Source organism: Paenibacillus liaoningensis, assembly GCF_059609455.1.
This window is the reverse complement of the sequence record NZ_JCAALU010000012.1, coordinates 66971-85065: the sequence shown is the minus strand read 5'-3', so window position 1 is coordinate 85065 and position 18095 is coordinate 66971. Positions and strand designations below refer to the sequence as shown.

Genomic DNA, 18095 nt, shown 5'->3' with positions numbered 1-18095 from the left:
TCATGTACAAGACTATCATTGTGGAAGATGAGCCATGGATTCGCAAAGGAATTGAAGAGGTTATCCCTTGGAATGAGCTGCCCCTGCTGCATGCTGGCAGCTTCCGCGATGGCCTGGAGGCGCTGGAATGGCTGGCTTGCAATGAAGCCGATATCGTCATTACCGATATTCGAATGCCCAAGGTGGACGGCATTGAAATGCTGGGCCGGATTGCGGCCACAAACGGCAAGCAGCCAAAATGCATCATTTTATCTGGATACGATGATTTTAGTTATGCTAAAAAAGCGATTGCTTACGGGGTTAAAGAATATTTGCTGAAGCCGATTAACCCCCAGGAAATAGCGCGCGCCATGGAGAAGCTGACCGCTGAACTAGACAAGGAAAGCAGCACGCGCAATATAGAGCTGAAAAATCGTGTTTGCGAAATTATTCTTGACGACACGACACTGGCTGCCTGCGAGGAGTTGCCTTATTCAAGCCTTTGTCTGCTGCTTGCGAATGAGCCGCTTCCGCAGCAAAGCGAGCTTCCGTTAGGGATTACCCTCATCGCCATTCCGCTTGGCTCGCATACGGTGTATTGCGCGGCTTCTGACGAGAAGGACAAGCTTGCCGAATGGCTGAAGCTCCTCCCTCCGTTTGAAGCTAATGCAGCAAGGGTATCCAGTGCTATTTTTAATGGGGATGCCCAGTCTTTGCAGCAAGCCTACCGAGAAGCCGAAAAACAACTGCATATGCTGCGTTGCTCGACTACCGCAAGTCAGGTGGGCTTGACGCCACAGGATGAGAACAGCTTTGCACTTTCGGTTCAGAAGGAAGGCAAGCAAGCGGTGTTAAAGCTGCTTGAGGAATATGAGCAGCGGTTCCACACCTTTGAGGAACGGTGGATTGTGTATTTGCAGCTCTGGATTTCTATCAGCAAACATGCAACGAGTCCTTCCTGCCTGGAAGGACTGCAATCGTTGAACGAGCTTAAACGCACGAACACGCTTGTGTCGCTGGCCGCTTGGCGTTCGCAGCAGCTTGAGCCCCTTATTGACAAGCTGGCAGATGGCGTGCTGGCGACGAATGGCTCCAGCTCCCATACCGCACTTAGCATTAAACGATATGTGGAACAAAACTATCGCAACTCTTCCCTGTCGCTGCTGGAGGCAGCCGAGCGCTTTCAGCTGTCCTTCTCCTATTTGAGCAGCTTATTCAAATCGCAATATGGCGTCAATTTCACTGTATTCGTTACAAACCTGAGGGTAGAGGAAGCTAAGCGAATGCTCTCCACCTCTAGGCAAACGGTCTATGAAATTGGCGAGCTGGTCGGCTTTAATGATGTGAAATATTTTGTTCGCGTCTTCAAGAAAGCGACGGGAATAACGCCCAGCTCCTATCGGGAATTAAATGGGAGCCTCTAATCGTCTTTTAACCACTAAAACGTACACCCAGCTTGAATATTTGGAATTTACCGCCGCCAGCGTTCCTCCTATCCTAGTTATATAAAGACAGTTGTATAACTTACCTGGAGGTGCATACGGCATGAAACGATTGCAAAATAAAGTAGCCCTTGTCACTGGAGCAGCCGGAGGAATTGGAGCCGCTATAGCCGCTGTCTTCGCAGCCGAAGGCGCCAAGGTTGTGCTGACAGACCTATCGGAAGCCGCGCTGAAAGAAACCGCTGAAGCTATTCGCGAAACGGGCGGCGATGTATACCCACTTGCTCAGGATGTCTCGTCGGAGCAACAATGGCAGCATGTGACCCTGCAGGCCGTCCATCGTTATGGAAAACTAAATATTTTGGTCAATAACGCAGGCATCGCTTCGCCCTTCAACGTGGAGGAGGAAACGGTGGAGCGTTGGGATAAGGTTCAGGCGGTCAACTCCCGCGGCGTGTTTCTAGGCATGAAATACGCCGTGCCTGAAATCCGCAAAGCCGGAGGCGGCTCGATCATTAATATTTCTTCGATTTTCGGCATCATTGGCGCAGGTGGAGAAGCTGCCTATCACGCCTCTAAGGGAGCCGTGCGGCTGCTGACAAAAACGACAGCGATCGATTTAGCCAAAGACTTTATTCGTGTCAACTCCATTCATCCCGGGATGATTGAAACACCGATGACCGAGCATAAACTGACCAATCCCGCGGGACTTGAAGCAGCCAAGCAGGTTACGCCATGGCCAAGGCTCGGCAAGCCAACTGACATCGCTTATGGCGCGCTGTATCTCGCATCGGATGAGTCGAGCTTCGTCACCGGCTCCGAGCTCGTCATTGACGGCGGCTGGGTTGCCCATTAATAAGTAGAGGAATCTTCTAGCTCAGCACTCCAAGTTATTTTTTTGTTTTGCCGGCTTTCTCCGTTTTTTCACTTTTATCGCTTATCTTATAGAGGCCGGCAAGCACATACAAACTAACTATAACCTTTAGGAGTGATTGAACGATGAAAAAACTAATCCCGATTACACTGGGACTTGCCCTTACCTTCTCCAGCTCTGCATTTGCTGCACAAACGATAAATTCCGCAGCACCAGTCAAGACAGCTGCAGCGATTACGGCTTCCAGCCAAACCGCGATTAAAACAGCAACAAGCGGCGGCTTTACCGTCAAAACCGATCTGTTCGCCATCATTACTAGCCAACCGCTGCTCAAGCTGCTGAATGTAACGCGTGACGAACTGAACACTCAGCTGAAAGCAGGCAAAACGCTGGAAACGATTGCTAATTCGAAAGGCGTATCTACAGACAAGGTCATCAGCTGCTTAATGCAGATTCAAACGACCCAAATCGCAGCCAATGTCAAAGCAGGCAAGCTGACGCAAGCTAAATCGACCCAAGTCGTAAATGAGCTGAAAACACAAGTTAAAAAAGCCGTTCAGCAAAAGTACGTTACAACGACGACTACCACTACTACGACAAAAACAACGACGACGAGTAAAACTGCCGCAGATAGCAAAAGCAGCGCGGTAGACAATGTAAGGCTAAACGCAGCAGCCAAGGCGCTGGGACTTACCGAAGCGCAGCTTAAAAAACAGGCGGAAGCAGGCAAATCGATCGTCCAAATTGCCAGCCAGATTAAAACAGCCGGCGAGCATTTTGAATAACCCCGCTTGAACCTTTCCAGCAGCATCTCACGCAAGGCCGACTCTACTCGGTCTTGCGTTTTTTCGTGCCCTTCCATTTGAACGGAAAAATCGGTAAAATGGTAGAGAATTGTTCAGCAATATGGATAGCAAGCCCATTTTACAAATAGGAAGGAATAATTAAATATGATCATTCAACCTAAAACACGCGGTTTTATTTGTACGACAGCACACCCGGAAGGCTGCGCTGAGCAAGTCCTTCGTCAAATCAAGTATGTTGCATCCAAGCCAGCTATTGCAGGACCGCGCAATGTGCTCGTAATCGGCGCTTCGACAGGCTACGGTCTGGCATCGCGCATCGTTTCCTCCTTTGCAGCTGGCGCCAATACGATTGGCGTTTATTTTGACAAAGCCGCTGAAGGCGCGCGTACCGCTTCCGCAGGCTGGTACAACTCCGCTGCTTTCGAGAAAGCCGCTGCTGAAGCTGGGCGCAAATCGTACAGCATCGTTGGCGACGCTTTCTCTGATGAGATCAAAGCCCAAACGATTGACCTGATCCGCAGCGAACTGGGCAGCATTGATCTGGTCGTGTACAGTGTAGCTTCGCCTCGCCGTACCCATCCGAAAACCGGTGAAACCTTTTCTTCGGTCATTAAGCCGATTGGCGGAACCTATACGAACAAAACGGTTAACTTCCACAGCGGCGATGTAACGGAAGCTACGATTGAGCCAGCAACTGAGGAAGAAATCAGCCAGACGATTGCCGTTATGGGCGGCGAGGACTGGCAAATGTGGATCGATCAGCTTGAGGAAGCAGGCGTACTGGCAGACGGCGCAACGACTGTTGCCTACTCCTATATCGGACCTGAAATTACGCATGCGGTTTACCGTGAAGGCACGATTGGTTATGCTAAAAATGATCTCGAAGCAACGGCGAAGCGCCTGAGCGAGCAGCTCAGCACGAAAGGCGGACGTGCCTACGTCTCCGTCAACAAAGCGCTCGTTACCCAATCCAGTTCGGCGATTCCGGTTGTACCTCTGTACATTTCCGCGCTGTATAAGGTAATGAAAGAAAACGGAACGCATGAAGGCTGCATTGAGCAAATGTACCGCCTGTTCTCGGATCGCCTGTACAATGCTTCTGGAGAAACGCTTGTTGATGACAGAGGCCTCATCCGCGTTGACGATTGGGAAATGAGACCTGAAATTCAAGCTGAGGTTGCAAAGCTATGGTCAGAGCTGACTACAGAAAATGTGTACGAGCTGTCCGACCTTGCTGGCTACCGCAAAGAGTTTTTCCAGCTATTCGGCTTTGAAACCGACGGCATTGATTATGAAGCTGATGCCAATCCGGATGTTGCAATCCCTAACCTTCGTTAATCGCTAATACTAATAAGACAGCCTCCACACTTGCGTTAATCGCAGACTTGGAGGCTGTTTTTGTATTTATATACCAGCTGCCAGCAAGTCGGGGGCTTGTTGCCTTTAAACGAAAACCCTCGTCCAAACGGACGCTAGCTTCCTAAATTGAACGAACTATGACTTGAATCTGACCTCCTTCAATGTATAATGGAATGTAGTAGTTTTTCGTAGCAAACTTAAGTTTACGCTTGCGAAATCGTTTTGCTGCGCAAAACTTAAGTTTATGCTTTCGAAGTAGTTTTGCTGCGCAAAACTTGAAGGAGGAGCACAATGCAGAAGGTAAAAATATTTTCGGGATCATCCAATCGCGCGCTTGCCGAGGAAATTTGTGGTTCACTCGGAATTCCGCTGGGCAATGTAGCGATATCCCGTCAGCAAAGCGGCGAAATTCACGTATCGTATGAAGAACCTATTCGGACATGCCATGTCTTTATTGTACAAGCGCTGTCCCATCCGGTTAATGAACATTTAGTGGAATTGATGATTATGATCGATGCGGCGAAGCGCGCTTCCGCCAAAACCATCAATCTCGTCATCCCTTATTATGGATATGCGCGCCAGGAACGCAAATCCGCTCCTCGTGAGCCGATTTCCGCCAAGCTGGTAGCTGATGTGCTGACTACGGTCGGTGCTCACCGCATCATTACCGTGGATTTGCATGCAGATCCTATTCAAGGCTTTTTCGAAATTCCGGTCGATCATCTGACGGCTCTGGATCTCATTATCAGACATTTGAAAAGCCAAAATATCGTCAATCCCGTCGTCGTTTCGCCGGATGCTGGACGAGCTTCAACGGCTGAGAAGCTGGCGAACTATTTGGATTGCCCATTTGCGATTATGATCAAAAACCGCCCTGCCCACAACCAATCGGAAATTACCCATATTATCGGTGAAGTAGAAGGCATGACGCCGATTATTATTGAGGATCTGATCGATACAGGCAGCACCATCGTAAACGTCGTAGAAGCGCTCCACAAAAAAGGCGCTCATGACGCCTACGTTTGCGCGACGCACGGCTTGTTCTCGGCCAACGCCATAGAGAAGCTGACGCATCCGAACATCCGCCAGGTGGTTGTAACGGATACGATTGCCCTAAGCGATCATTCGGACAAGTTTTTCGTTCTGCCGATGTCGCCACTCATTGCAACCGCCATTAAGATCATTTCCGAAGGCGGCTCGCTCGATAAGCTCTTCAAAATCGGCGGCTAATCTTTTATAGCGATACATGCCGCAATAGCGGCAACGCAAAAACGCATTGGAGTGCTGCCAGCAAGCAGCCTTCCAATGCGTTTTATTATAAAAACTTAGTCAACCCACTGCACGATGTCCTCTAAAGGCAGCCTTGATTTTGGGCGCTTTGGCTCAGCGAGCCGGTAGCCAAAAGCGGCCATTACGGAAACTTCCATATTCCCGCCCTCCAGCAGCCCTTCCCCGTCCAAAATCGCATGCACCTGATCCAGATTAAAGCCTTCAATCGGACAGGAATCAATGCCAATTTGCGCAGCTGCGGTCATCATATTGGCCAGCGGGATATACGTTTGCTTCGACGACCAATCCAGCAGCGTACGCTCATTATCCAGCAAATGCAGATCTGACTCCTGAAAAGCCTTATAAATAACAGGCACCTTCTGATACACTTCCTCGCGCATCCCTTTAACCTGCGTGTACATATACTTCATATATTCCGAATCATAACGCACATTGCGGCGGGCTAGAAGAACGATAAAATGGCTAGCCGTTTCCAGCTGTTTCTTCGCTCCCCAGGATACTTCAGCCAGCTTCGCGCGCAGCTCCTGGTTTTGAACAATGATAAATTTCCATGGCTCCAGCCCAATGGAGCTAGGAGACAGCCTGCCCGTTTCCAAAATAAAATGAAAATCCTCATCGGATATTTTTCGCTCGGGGTCAAATTCCTTCGTCGCATGCCTGAACCACAACGCGTCCAGGATCTGCTGTTTGTTTGCTTCGTAATCGTTCATGCTTCGCTTCCTTTCCAAACCGATAAATTAATCATAATGGAATTTTCGGCTTGAAACAAGGGGACGCCTTTATGCCGCCTGCCAGGCTCCTAACACTTGTGAACAGGCGAACAACGCCCGCCAGCATCAGCTTTCTGACAGTGGCGGGCGTTGTTGATTAGCCATACATAGGCTATTAATCGGCATGTTATTTCGTACTGTGCTTGCCGCCAGCATATTTTGCCGTCCTTGCATCCTGAATGACACCGCTCCAGTTCAGCCCGTAGCCGAAATCGTACGCATGGCCTGCTGTGTCCACATACACATCCATATCATGCGGCGTGTCTTCAAACTGCTCTTCTACCGTCAACATGTCCCGCGGCATTTGGAATGGCAGCAGACCAGATGGCTCGGAAGCACCGATAAGCGTCTCCAGCAGCGCCTGCTCCTGCAAGCCAAAATGGGCAATAATAGCATCCGCTTCAGCTTCAAATTCAGCGACTACCGCTGGGTTGCTGAGCGTAATCGAAACGATAACGGGCTTGCCCTTCATTTTCGTTTTCGTGTCCAGCACCATATCCAGATCGGATTCATTGGCAACGGTAACCGTCTTCCCTTTGTAGCTGCGATTCAGCACATCGCGCGCATCGCCTGCAAGACTCGTCTCACGTGCATGCACAGCCGTATACGGACGGTATTGAAGACTGACCGGCACATAGCCATTTCCGCCCGCTTCGGCGTCTGCCTTGCTGTAGCCCATCGTGCTATGCGGGCTTTCGATGCACACCAATGCGAAATCCGCCTGCTCAGGGTTGTCCGTCACGTCAAAATACTTCTGGACCGTATCCACACTAATTGGATAACCCTCGAAGGACGGTGTCGGCAGGCCGAGCCAGCTCGCACCCTCCGGCCGGAACTTCCGGGGAATATAGACGCTCAGGCGCCCGCTTGCAGCAGGCAGCGGCAGCGTTTGCCCTTTATTTTTCAGCAGTACCATCGATTTCAGCTGGGCTTCATAGCCTGCCGCCATGAAAGTCGGGGAACCGACCGTCGCAGCCGTCTGCGCCACTTCCAAATAAGGATTTTCAAAGAGGCCAAGCCGAAAAATATTTTTAAGCAGCCGCACCGCCGATTGCTCGAAACGGCTGCGCATGAACGCCTCGCCATGCTGCTGCACGCCGATCTGATAAGCTTCAATAACCGGACCCGTCTCATTGTTGCCGCCAAATTGGTCTACGCCAGCCATGAGCAGCTTGTAATGGCGATCCGCTACGCTGTAGCCTTCCTCCACACCCCAGCAGCGGCCGCCGCTCATCAGCCTCGTAATGTCATCGCCTTCATCTGCAGTAATGCCCCAGTCTGTGCAGACGACGCCATCGTAGCCGTACTGCTCGCGCAGCAAATCGTTTATGAGGTAGCTGTTGTAGGAGTTGCCGACATTTTCGCCATTAACCGGGTCTTGTCCCTGCGAAATCGTATAGTAAGGCATAACCGCAGAAGCTTTTCCGGTCTTGCCATCCAGCTTGAACGCCCCTTCCGTAAAAGGTCGCAAATGCTGCTCAAATTGCTCTCCTGGATAAACGGCATATTTGCCATAGCCAAAATGCGCATCACGGCCGCCTTCGCCCGAGCCGCCGCCCGGCCAATGCTTCACCATCGCATTCACGCTGTCATATCCCCAGCCTTCGGCAATTTCTTGCTCACCCTCCGACGTCTGGAAGCCGTCAATATAAGCACGGCCCATATCGGTGGACAGCTGGGGATCTTCGCCGAACGTCATGCCAAATCGGAACCAGCGCGGATCGGTGCCAATATCGACCTGTGGCGACAACGCCGTGCCAATGCCAAGTGCCCGATACTCCTTCGCTGCAACCTCGCCGAATTTTTTCGCTTCCTCCGGATCAAACGTAGCGGCAAGCCCCATCGTCTCTGGCCACATCGAGATGCTGCCGCCAGCTCCGGCATTAAATTCCTTCGTCGAATCCGTCGCATGCCGCGGATCTGAGCTCGTATTTACCGGAATGCCCAGCCCTAAGCCTTCAACGTATGCCTGCATCGTATTGTTCCACTGCGCCGCCGTTTCCGGGCTTTCCACCATCGTCAGCAGCACATGGCGCAAATGATCCTGCTCCAGAAAAGCAAGCTGCTGGTCCGTCAGCGCATGCGAGTCCGCGCCGCTTTCCGCGTAGGCTTTGCCCCCATAGGTGCCGGGGTGCCAGCCCAGGCTAGCCGGAACAGCCTGATGGCTGCTGTAGAGCATAAGCCCGGCGATTTGCTCAACGCTCATTTTCGAAGCGAGATCTTCGGCCCGCTCCTGCGGACTAAGACGCCAATCCTCATATTTATCCAGCTTGCCATCCTTGTTCAAATCTTTAAAATAAAAACCGTCCTGCTCCAAAATACGGACGCCGGACAAGGTGGAATAGCCGAGCTTCGGCCCATTTTTATTATGAATATATTGAATAGTCGTAGCCTGATCACGCTTGTCTGCCAAACCGATCCCATCCCTTCGCTTGCCTGTAGATGTGTTGCTCACCTTCTAAGTATAGCGAATTCCGCCCTGCCCAGGCTAATCGTATTCCGACTTTTTAGTTGTGATATTAAGACTATTATCAAGGTGAAACGGCTGTCGCCATCCTCTTGCAGCGCAGCGCTTTTCAATCCGAGAAATATAGAGAAAGGATAGCGTTACAATATCCTTTCCTATATTTCAAGGAAGAGCCTAATAAATTCTTATATTTTGAAAAAAAGGCCGCAGAGCCTATTCGCGCTCCGCAGCCATTAGATGATCGGTCGGTGAATTCTGTTCCATCACCGTTTTATTAACCCAGCCCACTGCCTTATTCGTTTATTTCTCGAACAGGCTCTGCGCATCGTCAAGCGCCATGCTGTGGCCTAGCGACGAATAATCGAGCCACTTTTGCCCGTCAAGCACATAGACATGGTTGTTCTTTACAGCTTTCAGGTTGAGCCATACTGGATTTTGCTCCAGCTGCTCGAAATTCGCTTTCGCCTCATTGCCTTTGCTGATGATGACGAAAATCGCATCTGCGTCAAAATCAGGCAGCACCTCCTGCGAAATGACGGCATAAGGCTCATCCGTAATTTTTTCAACGCCCGTTGCCGGAGTCAGACCCAAATCCTCGAACATAATCGGTCCTACCGGACGTTTCATGCCCATGACGCGAAGCTCCTTCGCTGTTGTGCGAATTGCCATCACCTTGGCATCAGCGCCAAGCTTGCTGTTAATAAGCGACTTCACGCTATCCGCTTTCGCTTCATAATCTTTAATAAACTGCTCCGCTTCCGCCTGCTTGTCGACATGCTCGGCAATCCGCTTTAAATGATCTCTCCAAGTGCCATTATCCATATCGATGGAAATCGTCGGGGCAATTTTCTCGAATTTGGCAAGGTCTGCGCCGGAGTACACTTCATCGATGTAGATAACATCAGGCTTCAGCGCCAGCACAGCTTCCATATCCGGATCTGTAACAACGCCAAGCTTCGCCGTGCCTTCCAGACGATCCGCCACATGTGGCAGGAAGTCCTTCACATCGCCGCCGACAACCGAGCCAGCTGGTTTAATTCCTAGAGCAAGCAGATTGTTCGTAATATGAATCGACATGGAGGCGATTTTCACATCAGGGCCATGCGGCTCCACTTGTTCAGCGCTTGGTGAAGCACTCGCTTCTGCAGCAGCTTCGGCCCCTTGGCCTGCATTGCTCCCATTCGTGCTTTGTGGCGAGGCAGCCTGTCCACAAGCCGCCAGCATTGCCACGACAATTAGGCTGATTAGCGTCAGCAGCGCTTTAGAAGAAAACCATGATTTTTTCATAACTCGTTAAGTCCCCCATATTCATCGTCTGAACGTCCGTTCAGCGTCTACTGTTAGTTATTGCAAAACCTTTCCTTACCTATCCGATCTACCCTTCTTCACTGCCATGACCTGCTCAAACTTTCTTCCTGAACAGCATGTACAGAAAATATGGCCCGCCAATAAGGGCAACGATGACACCTGCTGGAATCGCATTAGGCTGAAAAATAGACCGTCCAATCGTATCCGCAGCTACGAGTATTACAAGCCCGATGCTAGCCGCCGCCGGCAAAAAATAGCGATGCTGAGGACCTGCTAGCCTGCGTGCCAAATGTGGAGCTACGAGACCGATAAAGCCAATACCGCCGGTCATGGAGACGCTGGCGCAGGACAAAGCTACGGCAAGAATAATCATAAGCAGCCGATTTCGCGTAACGCTGCTGCCTACGCCTGAAGCAATTTCATCGCCAAAGCTGAACAAATCCAGCGTCTTCGATTTTAAGTAAATGATCGGCATCAAAATAACGATCCACGGCAGCAGTGCCCAGACGTTGATCCAATCTCTGCCCCACACGCTTCCCGCGAGCCAACGAGCAGCGAAAGCATACGTATCCGGGTCAAGCTTAAGGGATAGGAACAACGTAATCGCACTTACGCCTGCTTCTACCGCAATCCCTACAAGAATGAGCCGAATCGGCATAATTCCCCGCTGCCTGTCATACGCCAGCAAAATAATGATGATGGCGATCACGCTGCCTCCGGCAAACGTGAACATCGGAATAAGCATCGCAAGCGAGCCCTCCATCGTCCGAAAGAAGGAGACAAATACGATTAGCCCGAAGGCTGCTCCGGCATGCAGGCCCAATATGCCCGGATCAGCCAGCGCATTGCGCGATACGCCCTGCAGCACCGCTCCGGCTACGCCAAGCCCGATGCCGCCAAGCATCGTGACAATGATGCGCGGCAGCCGGTAGTCGAATAAAATCATCTGCTCCTCCGTCGTTCCCCCGCCCAGAAGCGTCTGCCAAACCGCAAGCGGCGATAAGCGAATCGTCCCTGTGTTTAAGCCAATCATAATGACCACAATAGCCAAAATAAACATGACGATGCTTACCGTAATCGCTCTGCGAGCTCGGTATGCCGATTGATCCATGACTACAGCTCCCTCCTCTCTTTACGTGCTAAATAGAGGAAAAATGGAACGCCGACCATAGCGACCATTGCGCCAATGGCAAATTCCCGCGGCGGATTGACCATACGCGAGGCATAATCAGCCCAGACGAGCAGGCTTCCGCCAAGCAGCGCCGAAAGTGGCAGCACAAACCGGTAATCGACGCCAACGATTCGGCGGGCAATATGCGGGATAACAAGCCCGACAAAAGCGATAGAGCCGGCAGCCGACACCGAAGCTCCTGCCAACACTACAGCAATGAGCAGGCCGAGTATGCGGATGCGGGCTGTTTTAATGCCCAGTCCCGTCGCCGCTTCTTCACCAAGAGAGAGAAACGTAATGGGGCGTCCGAGCAGCATTGCACCTGCCAGGCCAGCAAGTATAACGGGGGCCAGCAGCTTCAAATGCATCCACTTAATTCCCGCTACACCGCCTGCATACCAGAACGCCAAATCCTGGCTGAGGTCAAAATAAATCGCAATGCCAGAACTGAGCGAATGCAAAATAGCAGCAACAATAGCGCCAGCAATCGTCAGCCGCAGCGAAGTAAGCCCGCCCGGAGCCGCCGAGCCCAGCAGCATGATGAACAAGGTGCTTAAAGCAGCGCCGACGAAGGAGAGCAGCATTAATTGCGAATAGGATAACGCTGGAAGCAGCGCAAAGCAAAGCGCTACAACGAAAGCCGCCCCGGCATTTACGCCCAGCAAGCCCGTATCCGCCATTGGATTGCGGGTTACCCCTTGCATAATAGCTCCGGCTACAGCAAAGGCCATGCCCGTAAGTGCTGCGCCCAATACGCGCGGCAGTCTCAGCTCATGTATAATTTGATGCGGCGTCAAGCTGGCATTATAATCGAAAACAGCCGTCCAAACCGTATGCAAATCTATTTCCTTCGCGCCACCCGACACCGCTATAAACAGTGAGAACACAAGCCATGCGCAGCCTGCAATAAGCGATAAACTAATCGTATATCCTTTGTTCCATTTCATACGCTTTTACCCGTAAAGCCTCCTCGAATACCAATATTGATAATCATTATCATCTTCTTCATTATAACGATTCCCGCTTTCCCGTACATGACATAATTCAAGATTGCCATATGGATTATTCTCAGGTTTACAGCGATAATCTATTCGGTGAAAGCAGCAATTTGCTCGCTTCCTCCAACTGCAAATCTATGCCATAAGGAGCGTAGACGATCCATTTTGTTTTATCAAGGAAATAGACACGATCATTTTTCATGGCTGGAAAGCTTCTCCACACCGCATTCGTTTTCAGCAATTCTACAAGAAGCTTATGCTCCGCCTCGTTCGAGAAAGCGAGAAATAAATAATCGGCTTCATAACCGGCCAGCTCCTCAGGCTGTATCGAAACCCAGTTGAAGCCCGTTCCCGGCGCATGCTGCGCGAGCTTCTCACGGATTTTAGCAGGCGGTGAAAGCTGCAGCGAGCGATAAAGCACATGCCCAATGTTGCGGGTGCCATAAATGCGCAGCTCCCCCTGGCGTGCGACGCAAATCGTCGCTGTCGTGCCTATGGAAAAAGAGCGCAGCAAGCTTCTGCGGATCTGCTCCGCCTTGCGTTCATGGCGATCCAGCCATTTTCGCGCAGCCTCCTGCTTGCCCGTCAGTTCGGCCAGCTCATGCATATGGCTGTATATATCCATCGTTGTCCAAGGTATGCCTACAATTGGCGCTACGTCATTCACATGCTTGAGCGCCTTCGCCAGCACATTATCTTTGCAAATAAACAAATCCGGCTGCACTTCAAGAAAGATTTGGCGCCCGATTTCCCAAGGATCGACCGCATGCTTTGGCAGTTCCAGCTCCCTTGTCACAATAGGCAAATGCCTATGAACCTGGGCCGCGCAAATGTCCAATCCCAGCGTAAATAGATGATCCGTATAGGCATAGGAAAGCGAGCTTATTTTCAATTCCCGATTCCGCGTGTAAACCGTCGGCGCATAACCGCTCGTTGCCTTAAAGCGGCGGCTGAAATAAAATTCGTCCCCATAGCCGACATCCCCGGCAATATCATGAATCGGCTTATCAGTCAGCAGCAGCAGCTCCTTCGCCTTATTCATCCGCAGATCGGTTAGAAAAGCGACCGGCGTCTTATTCATCACTTTTTTGAACACCTGAGAATAATAGGACGGGTGCAGTTGGGCAATTTCAGCAAGCTTATCCACTCGAATGTCTTCGCGAAAATGGGTCTGCATATAGCGCAGCGTCAGCCCCAGCCGCTCTTCTAAATCATTCGCCGCAGCGGGAGCCGCATGTGCAATAAAGCTCTCCAGCATTTCGTGCAAATAATGCTGCTCCAGAAAACGGCTTTTCCCCTGCCTCGTGCTTTCTTCTGCCGTTAGCAAATAGAGCAGCCGCTTGAAGCGGCTTCCCTTAAGCTTTATCAGCCCTTCCACAGGGAACTCCAGCTCTCGCTCATACTCCCGCTGATGCTCGCTGCTCACCTTCATGCGAAACATATCAAAAACAACCCAGTGCAGCTCTACTGGCGCAGCTGTGCTAAGAGATAGTTCAATCGTTGTATCCGGAGAAAAAAGATAATAACCATCGCGGGCAAGCGTTTCGCGTTCCCCGTTTATCGTAACCTCTCCCTTGCCCTTCACCACATAAAGCAGAGTATGGCTTGAAAGCGGAAGTCCGCCCTCCGCCCAGACCGGAGGACACGAGGCTTGCCTTGATTGTTTAATTTCCAGTAATGTATCATTCAAAAATGTCGTCATTCCCTGTGCTCTCCCTCATTGCAGCGTATGCTGCTTTTCATTATATAGAAAAACAGCCCTTCTAGCACGACTATCCAAGGGGAAAGCACAAACGTCCATCTGCATACAATTTGCCTGTGCTGGAAAAAATAGCTGAACCGAATGAATCGACAGAGAGGAAGTCTACAGCTATGCCTGACAACAATACAGAGCAAAATATACCGCATAGCGACCGCATTAGCACCGATTTAAAGGAAAACCTAGCAAAAATTCAGCAGCTTTTTACCGAAACCCCCGATATGGTTACCCGCCATCTGACCATTAAACAATCAGGCAAACAGGCTTTGCTGATCTATATCGACGGGTTAAACGACAAAGCGGCGATTAATGACGATGTTCTCCGTCCACTGCAGCAAGAGATGGGCGAGAACAGTCAGGAAATTGCCGTCACCGTCGGTCATGTAGAGCATTTATACAGCTGGGAGAAAGCAGAGATGGGGCTTTTTCAGGGGAACAGCCTGTTATTTATTGATGGCAGCGAGCGGACCTACTCCCTCGATACAAAGGGATGGCCGCAGCGAAATATCGAAGACCCTCAGCTCGAATCATCGCTGAAGGGCGCACATCAGGGCTTTCTTGAGACAGGCGATTTAAACATCGCCCTCATTCGCCGTTATCTCCCCCACCGCGGACTCAAAATCAAACGGCTCATGGTTGGCGAGAGAGGACAAACGACCGTTTCCATTTTGTACATCGAGGATATTGCCAACGAGAAGTATATGGCTCAGCTGGAACAGCGAATTCGGCAAATCAATGTCGATGCCATCATTAATACAGGCGAGCTGGGCGAATTTATCGAGGATAATCCTTTTTCGTTGTTTCCGCAGCTCATAACGACGGAGCGGCCTGATACGACTGCTTCCCAGCTGCTGCAAGGACGCTGCGCGGTTGTCGTCGACCGTTCCCCAAACGTGTTGATTGCTCCCGTAACCTTCATGTCCTTCTTTCAAAATATTGACGATTACAGCTCGCGCTGGACGATTGCGACATTTCTTCGCCTGCTGCGAATGTTCGCTTTTTTTATGGCAGCATTTTTGCCCGCCTTTTATATTTCCGTCGTTTCCTATCACTTTGAAATCATCCCGCTCAAGCTGCTGCTGACGCTTGGGGAATCAAGGGGGCAGGTTCCTTTTCCCCCGTTTGTGGAGGCGATATTAATGGAAATTACACTGGAGCTGCTGCGGGAAGCTGGGATAAGGCTGCCTGCGCCAGTCGGACAAACGGTCGGCATCGTCGGCGGTATCGTTATTGGACAAGCGGTTGTGCAGGCCGGGCTTATCAGTAACGTCATGGTTATTGTCGTCGCTTTTACGGCCATTTCATCCTTTATTCTGCCTAACTATGACATGGTAGCAGCGGTGCGGCTTATCCGTTTTATTTTAATGATACTAGCGTCCATGTTCGGATTTGTTGGCCTCGTCATTGGGCTCATGACTTTGATCGGTCATATTTTGTCGCTCAAATCGCTTGGCACCGCCTATGGAACCCCGATTGGTCCAGTCAGACTGGCTGACTTGAAGGACACAATTGTAAGGGTTCCCCTGTGGCTCATGGACAAGCGTCCGTTAAGTACGGCTCCTAAACAGTCAATAAGGCAAAGACAAAGCCGGATCAAGGAGGACACAGAATGAATAGCTATGTGGGAAAGCAAATCACGCTTTTCCAGTTTATCTCCATTATTTCGGGTAGCCAGGTGAGCGTGGCAGTATTAAACTTGCCCAGAAAGCTCTCGGAGGCTGCGGATACGGACGGCTGGATCGCCCTGATTATCGGCTGGGCGCTAAGCCTGATTGCTGGACTTGCGATTGTTGGGATCATGAAATATTATCCGAACGGCACCTTATTCGACCTGCTTTCGGAATATATGGGACGGTGGGCCGGGGTATTGGCTGCTATGCTGTTTGCGCTATATTTTTTTTACCTGATGTATGATGGGCTTGTTCGCACGATTCTCGTAACGAAAACCTGGCTGCTGCCAACTACGCAATCATTCGTGCTCATGCCGCTGCTGCTCATTCCGGCCTATTCGATTGTCCGGCACGGCATACGCAACGTTGCGAGATACGCTGAGCTGATCATCTGGATATCGCTCTGGATTCCTTTTGTGTACATATATACGCTCAAACATGCGCACTGGGTATATTTGCTGCCTCTACTCAAGGAAGGCTGGCTGCCCATTCTCAGCGCGGTAAAAGCGACGATTTATCCTATGCTGGGCATGGTATCCATTTTCATTCTGTATCCACATTTGAAGTATAAGGAGTATGCTACCAAAGGCATTGTAATTGCAAATTCCATTACGATGCTGTTGTATTTGTTCGTCACAATTATTTGTTACGTCTATTTCAGCCCGGAGGAATCCCATCTCTACAATGATCCTGTCATCAGTGTATTGAAATCGATTGAATTCAAATTTATTGAACGCATTGAGATTCCATTCATCTCCTTCTATCTGTTCATTTTCTCGCTTATTTGGATCCCAATGATGTATCTGCTTACCTATTGCATAGCTTGGATATTCAAGCGGGAGAGCATTGGCATCCCCTTGCGGCTGCTGATTATCCTGCTGGCAGTCGGGACGTTTTTTTATTTTCCGACCTACAATAAAAACAACTTTCTGGTCAGACAATTATTTTGGGTTGGGCTGATAATGGAATATATTTTTCCAGTATGCCTGCTTTGCTATTTATGGCTAAGCAGGTTTTGGAAGGAAGAAAGGAGCAGCCTATGAGCTCATCCATCACCCGGATAACACTGTTTATTGTTATCATGCTCCTCCTGTCTAGCTGCAGCGACCAACTAAATTTGGAAAATGCCACTACCCCGCTTGTGCTGGGGATGGATTTGGATAAAAATAAAAAATTCCATTTTTATTTGACCGCACCTGTATTCAGCAATCGCATCAAGAAGAAGAGCATGGAAATGACCGGAACGGCTAAGACGCTGAGACAGTCCAGGTCGGAGCAGGACGCTCAGACGGCTGGATCCACTCAAGGGCGCAATTATCAGGTCATTCTGCTTGGCAGGCGAATGCTGAATTATGAGGGCTGGTTTCAAATGCTCGACGTCATCTATCGCGATGCCCGAAATACGGTTACGGACCGGGTCATTGTCGTTGACGGCTCCGTTCCAGAGATGCTGTATTTGAATCCACCGGATCAGCCGATGCTACCTATTTTGCTCCGCGGCATGGTAGACTCCACTAGTTCCCATTCGGAAACGGTCAGTACGACGGCGCATGAGCTTCACCGACAATTTCTTGATAAGGGAATAACCCCCTATTTCTCACAGGTCAAAATCATTGGCGGCAAAGTTCGAATTCAGGGAACGGCACTCGTATCGAAAGCAGGCATATACAAAGGGATGCTCGATGCACAGGAAACGGTACTGCTGCGCATTTTGCAGAAAAATGCGTTACCAGGCTTTAGCCTTTCCTATCAGCTGCCGGAGGAGCCGAAAAAATCGCCGTTTTCCACGAATACGGTCAGCTTTTCTGCAGGAAAGGTCAAAACCAAAATTAAAACCAGCTTTAAAAACAACCGCTTCAAATATGATATAAAAGTAAGCATGGTTGTTGGCCTATCCGAGCATCTTTTCCCCTTCGATGTATTTAATGACAGCAAGCTGCTGGAGGACATGATCGGCCAGCAGGTGACCGATCACTTCAAAGCGCTTATTGCCAAATTCCAAAAGCTCAAGGTCGATCCAATCGGACTTGGAGTGTACGCAAGGGCGTATGAGTACAAAGCGTTCAAAAAAGTAGAGGATGATTGGGCAGAAGCGCTGTCGCAAGCCGACATTACCGTATCTGCGAAAGTCACAATCTCTTCGATGGGTCCGATAAAATAAACAAAGCAGGCTGCCGTCACTGGCAGCCTGCTTTCAATTGC

At 50.3% G+C, this 18095-nt stretch carries 14 protein-coding genes; 8 read left to right on the top strand and 6 right to left on the bottom strand.

Going from position 1 to position 18095, the window contains the following annotated elements; all coding sequences use genetic code 11:
* Positions 1 to 2: 2 nt before the first annotated feature.
* From AC6B99_RS19170 to AC6B99_RS19150, 5 genes are all read left to right on the top strand, one after another.
* Entirely contained in the window at positions 3 to 1403 is a 1401-nt protein-coding gene (locus tag AC6B99_RS19170) for a response regulator transcription factor (protein WP_056029724.1), read from the top strand.
* Between the two features lie 121 nt (positions 1404 to 1524).
* Positions 1525 to 2277 (top strand): glucose 1-dehydrogenase, encoded by a 753-nt coding sequence (locus AC6B99_RS19165; RefSeq protein ID WP_056029727.1) that lies wholly within the window; start codon positions 1525 to 1527, stop codon positions 2275 to 2277.
* A 143-nt stretch (positions 2278 to 2420) separates the two neighbouring features.
* The gene (locus tag AC6B99_RS19160) at positions 2421 to 3080 is read left to right on the top strand and encodes a hypothetical protein (protein WP_056029730.1); all 660 of its coding nucleotides are present in this window, start codon (positions 2421 to 2423) and stop codon (positions 3078 to 3080) included.
* A gap of 165 nt (positions 3081 to 3245) precedes the next feature.
* Complete coding sequence (fabV, locus tag AC6B99_RS19155; protein ID WP_056029733.1) at positions 3246 to 4439, top strand: enoyl-ACP reductase FabV; 1194 nt, start codon at positions 3246 to 3248, stop codon at positions 4437 to 4439.
* Between the two features lie 312 nt (positions 4440 to 4751).
* Entirely contained in the window at positions 4752 to 5690 is a 939-nt protein-coding gene (locus AC6B99_RS19150) for a ribose-phosphate diphosphokinase (RefSeq protein ID WP_056029736.1), read from the top strand.
* A 95-nt stretch (positions 5691 to 5785) separates the two neighbouring features.
* Here AC6B99_RS19150 and AC6B99_RS19145 read toward each other — a convergent pair whose 3' ends face one another.
* The 6 genes from AC6B99_RS19145 to AC6B99_RS19120 all read right to left on the bottom strand — a co-directional run bounded on the left by AC6B99_RS19145 (position 5786) and on the right by AC6B99_RS19120 (position 14166).
* Entirely contained in the window at positions 5786 to 6460 is a 675-nt protein-coding gene (locus tag AC6B99_RS19145) for a nitroreductase family protein (RefSeq protein ID WP_494858188.1), read from the bottom strand.
* A gap of 187 nt (positions 6461 to 6647) precedes the next feature.
* Positions 6648 to 8939 carry a glycoside hydrolase family 3 protein gene (locus tag AC6B99_RS19140; protein ID WP_496664070.1) on the bottom strand — a complete coding sequence of 764 codons (2292 nt, stop codon included), beginning with the start codon at positions 8937 to 8939 and terminating at the stop codon, positions 6648 to 6650.
* A 348-nt stretch (positions 8940 to 9287) separates the two neighbouring features.
* Positions 9288 to 10274, bottom strand: coding sequence for an iron-hydroxamate ABC transporter substrate-binding protein (locus AC6B99_RS19135; protein ID WP_496664008.1), 987 nt, complete (start codon positions 10272 to 10274; stop codon positions 9288 to 9290).
* Between the two features lie 115 nt (positions 10275 to 10389).
* Positions 10390 to 11406 carry an iron chelate uptake ABC transporter family permease subunit gene (locus AC6B99_RS19130; RefSeq protein WP_494878229.1) on the bottom strand — a complete coding sequence of 339 codons (1017 nt, stop codon included), beginning with the start codon at positions 11404 to 11406 and terminating at the stop codon, positions 10390 to 10392.
* Between the two features lie 2 nt (positions 11407 to 11408).
* Entirely contained in the window at positions 11409 to 12413 is a 1005-nt protein-coding gene (locus tag AC6B99_RS19125; protein ID WP_496664007.1) for a FecCD family ABC transporter permease, read from the bottom strand.
* A gap of 127 nt (positions 12414 to 12540) precedes the next feature.
* Complete coding sequence (locus tag AC6B99_RS19120) at positions 12541 to 14166, bottom strand: helix-turn-helix domain-containing protein (RefSeq protein ID WP_494858178.1); 1626 nt, start codon at positions 14164 to 14166, stop codon at positions 12541 to 12543.
* A 170-nt stretch (positions 14167 to 14336) separates the two neighbouring features.
* On the opposite strand from AC6B99_RS19120, the gene AC6B99_RS19115 reads away from it, so the two are divergent.
* Genes AC6B99_RS19115 through AC6B99_RS19105 form a run of 3 tightly spaced genes read left to right on the top strand, consistent with a single transcriptional unit; the run spans position 14337 to position 18054 of the window.
* Positions 14337 to 15836 (top strand): spore germination protein, encoded by a 1500-nt coding sequence (locus tag AC6B99_RS19115; RefSeq protein WP_494858176.1) that lies wholly within the window; start codon positions 14337 to 14339, stop codon positions 15834 to 15836.
* A complete protein-coding gene (locus AC6B99_RS19110) occupies positions 15833 to 16936 on the top strand; it encodes a GerAB/ArcD/ProY family transporter (protein ID WP_496664006.1) in 1104 nt (367 codons plus the stop codon). The genes AC6B99_RS19115 and AC6B99_RS19110 overlap by 4 nt, the downstream gene beginning before the upstream one ends.
* On the top strand, positions 16933 to 18054 hold the full coding sequence (locus AC6B99_RS19105) for a Ger(x)C family spore germination protein (protein WP_496664005.1): 1122 nt from the start codon (positions 16933 to 16935) through the stop codon (positions 18052 to 18054). Before AC6B99_RS19110 ends, AC6B99_RS19105 begins: the two co-directional genes overlap by 4 nt.
* Positions 18055 to 18095: the final 41 nt, after the last annotated feature.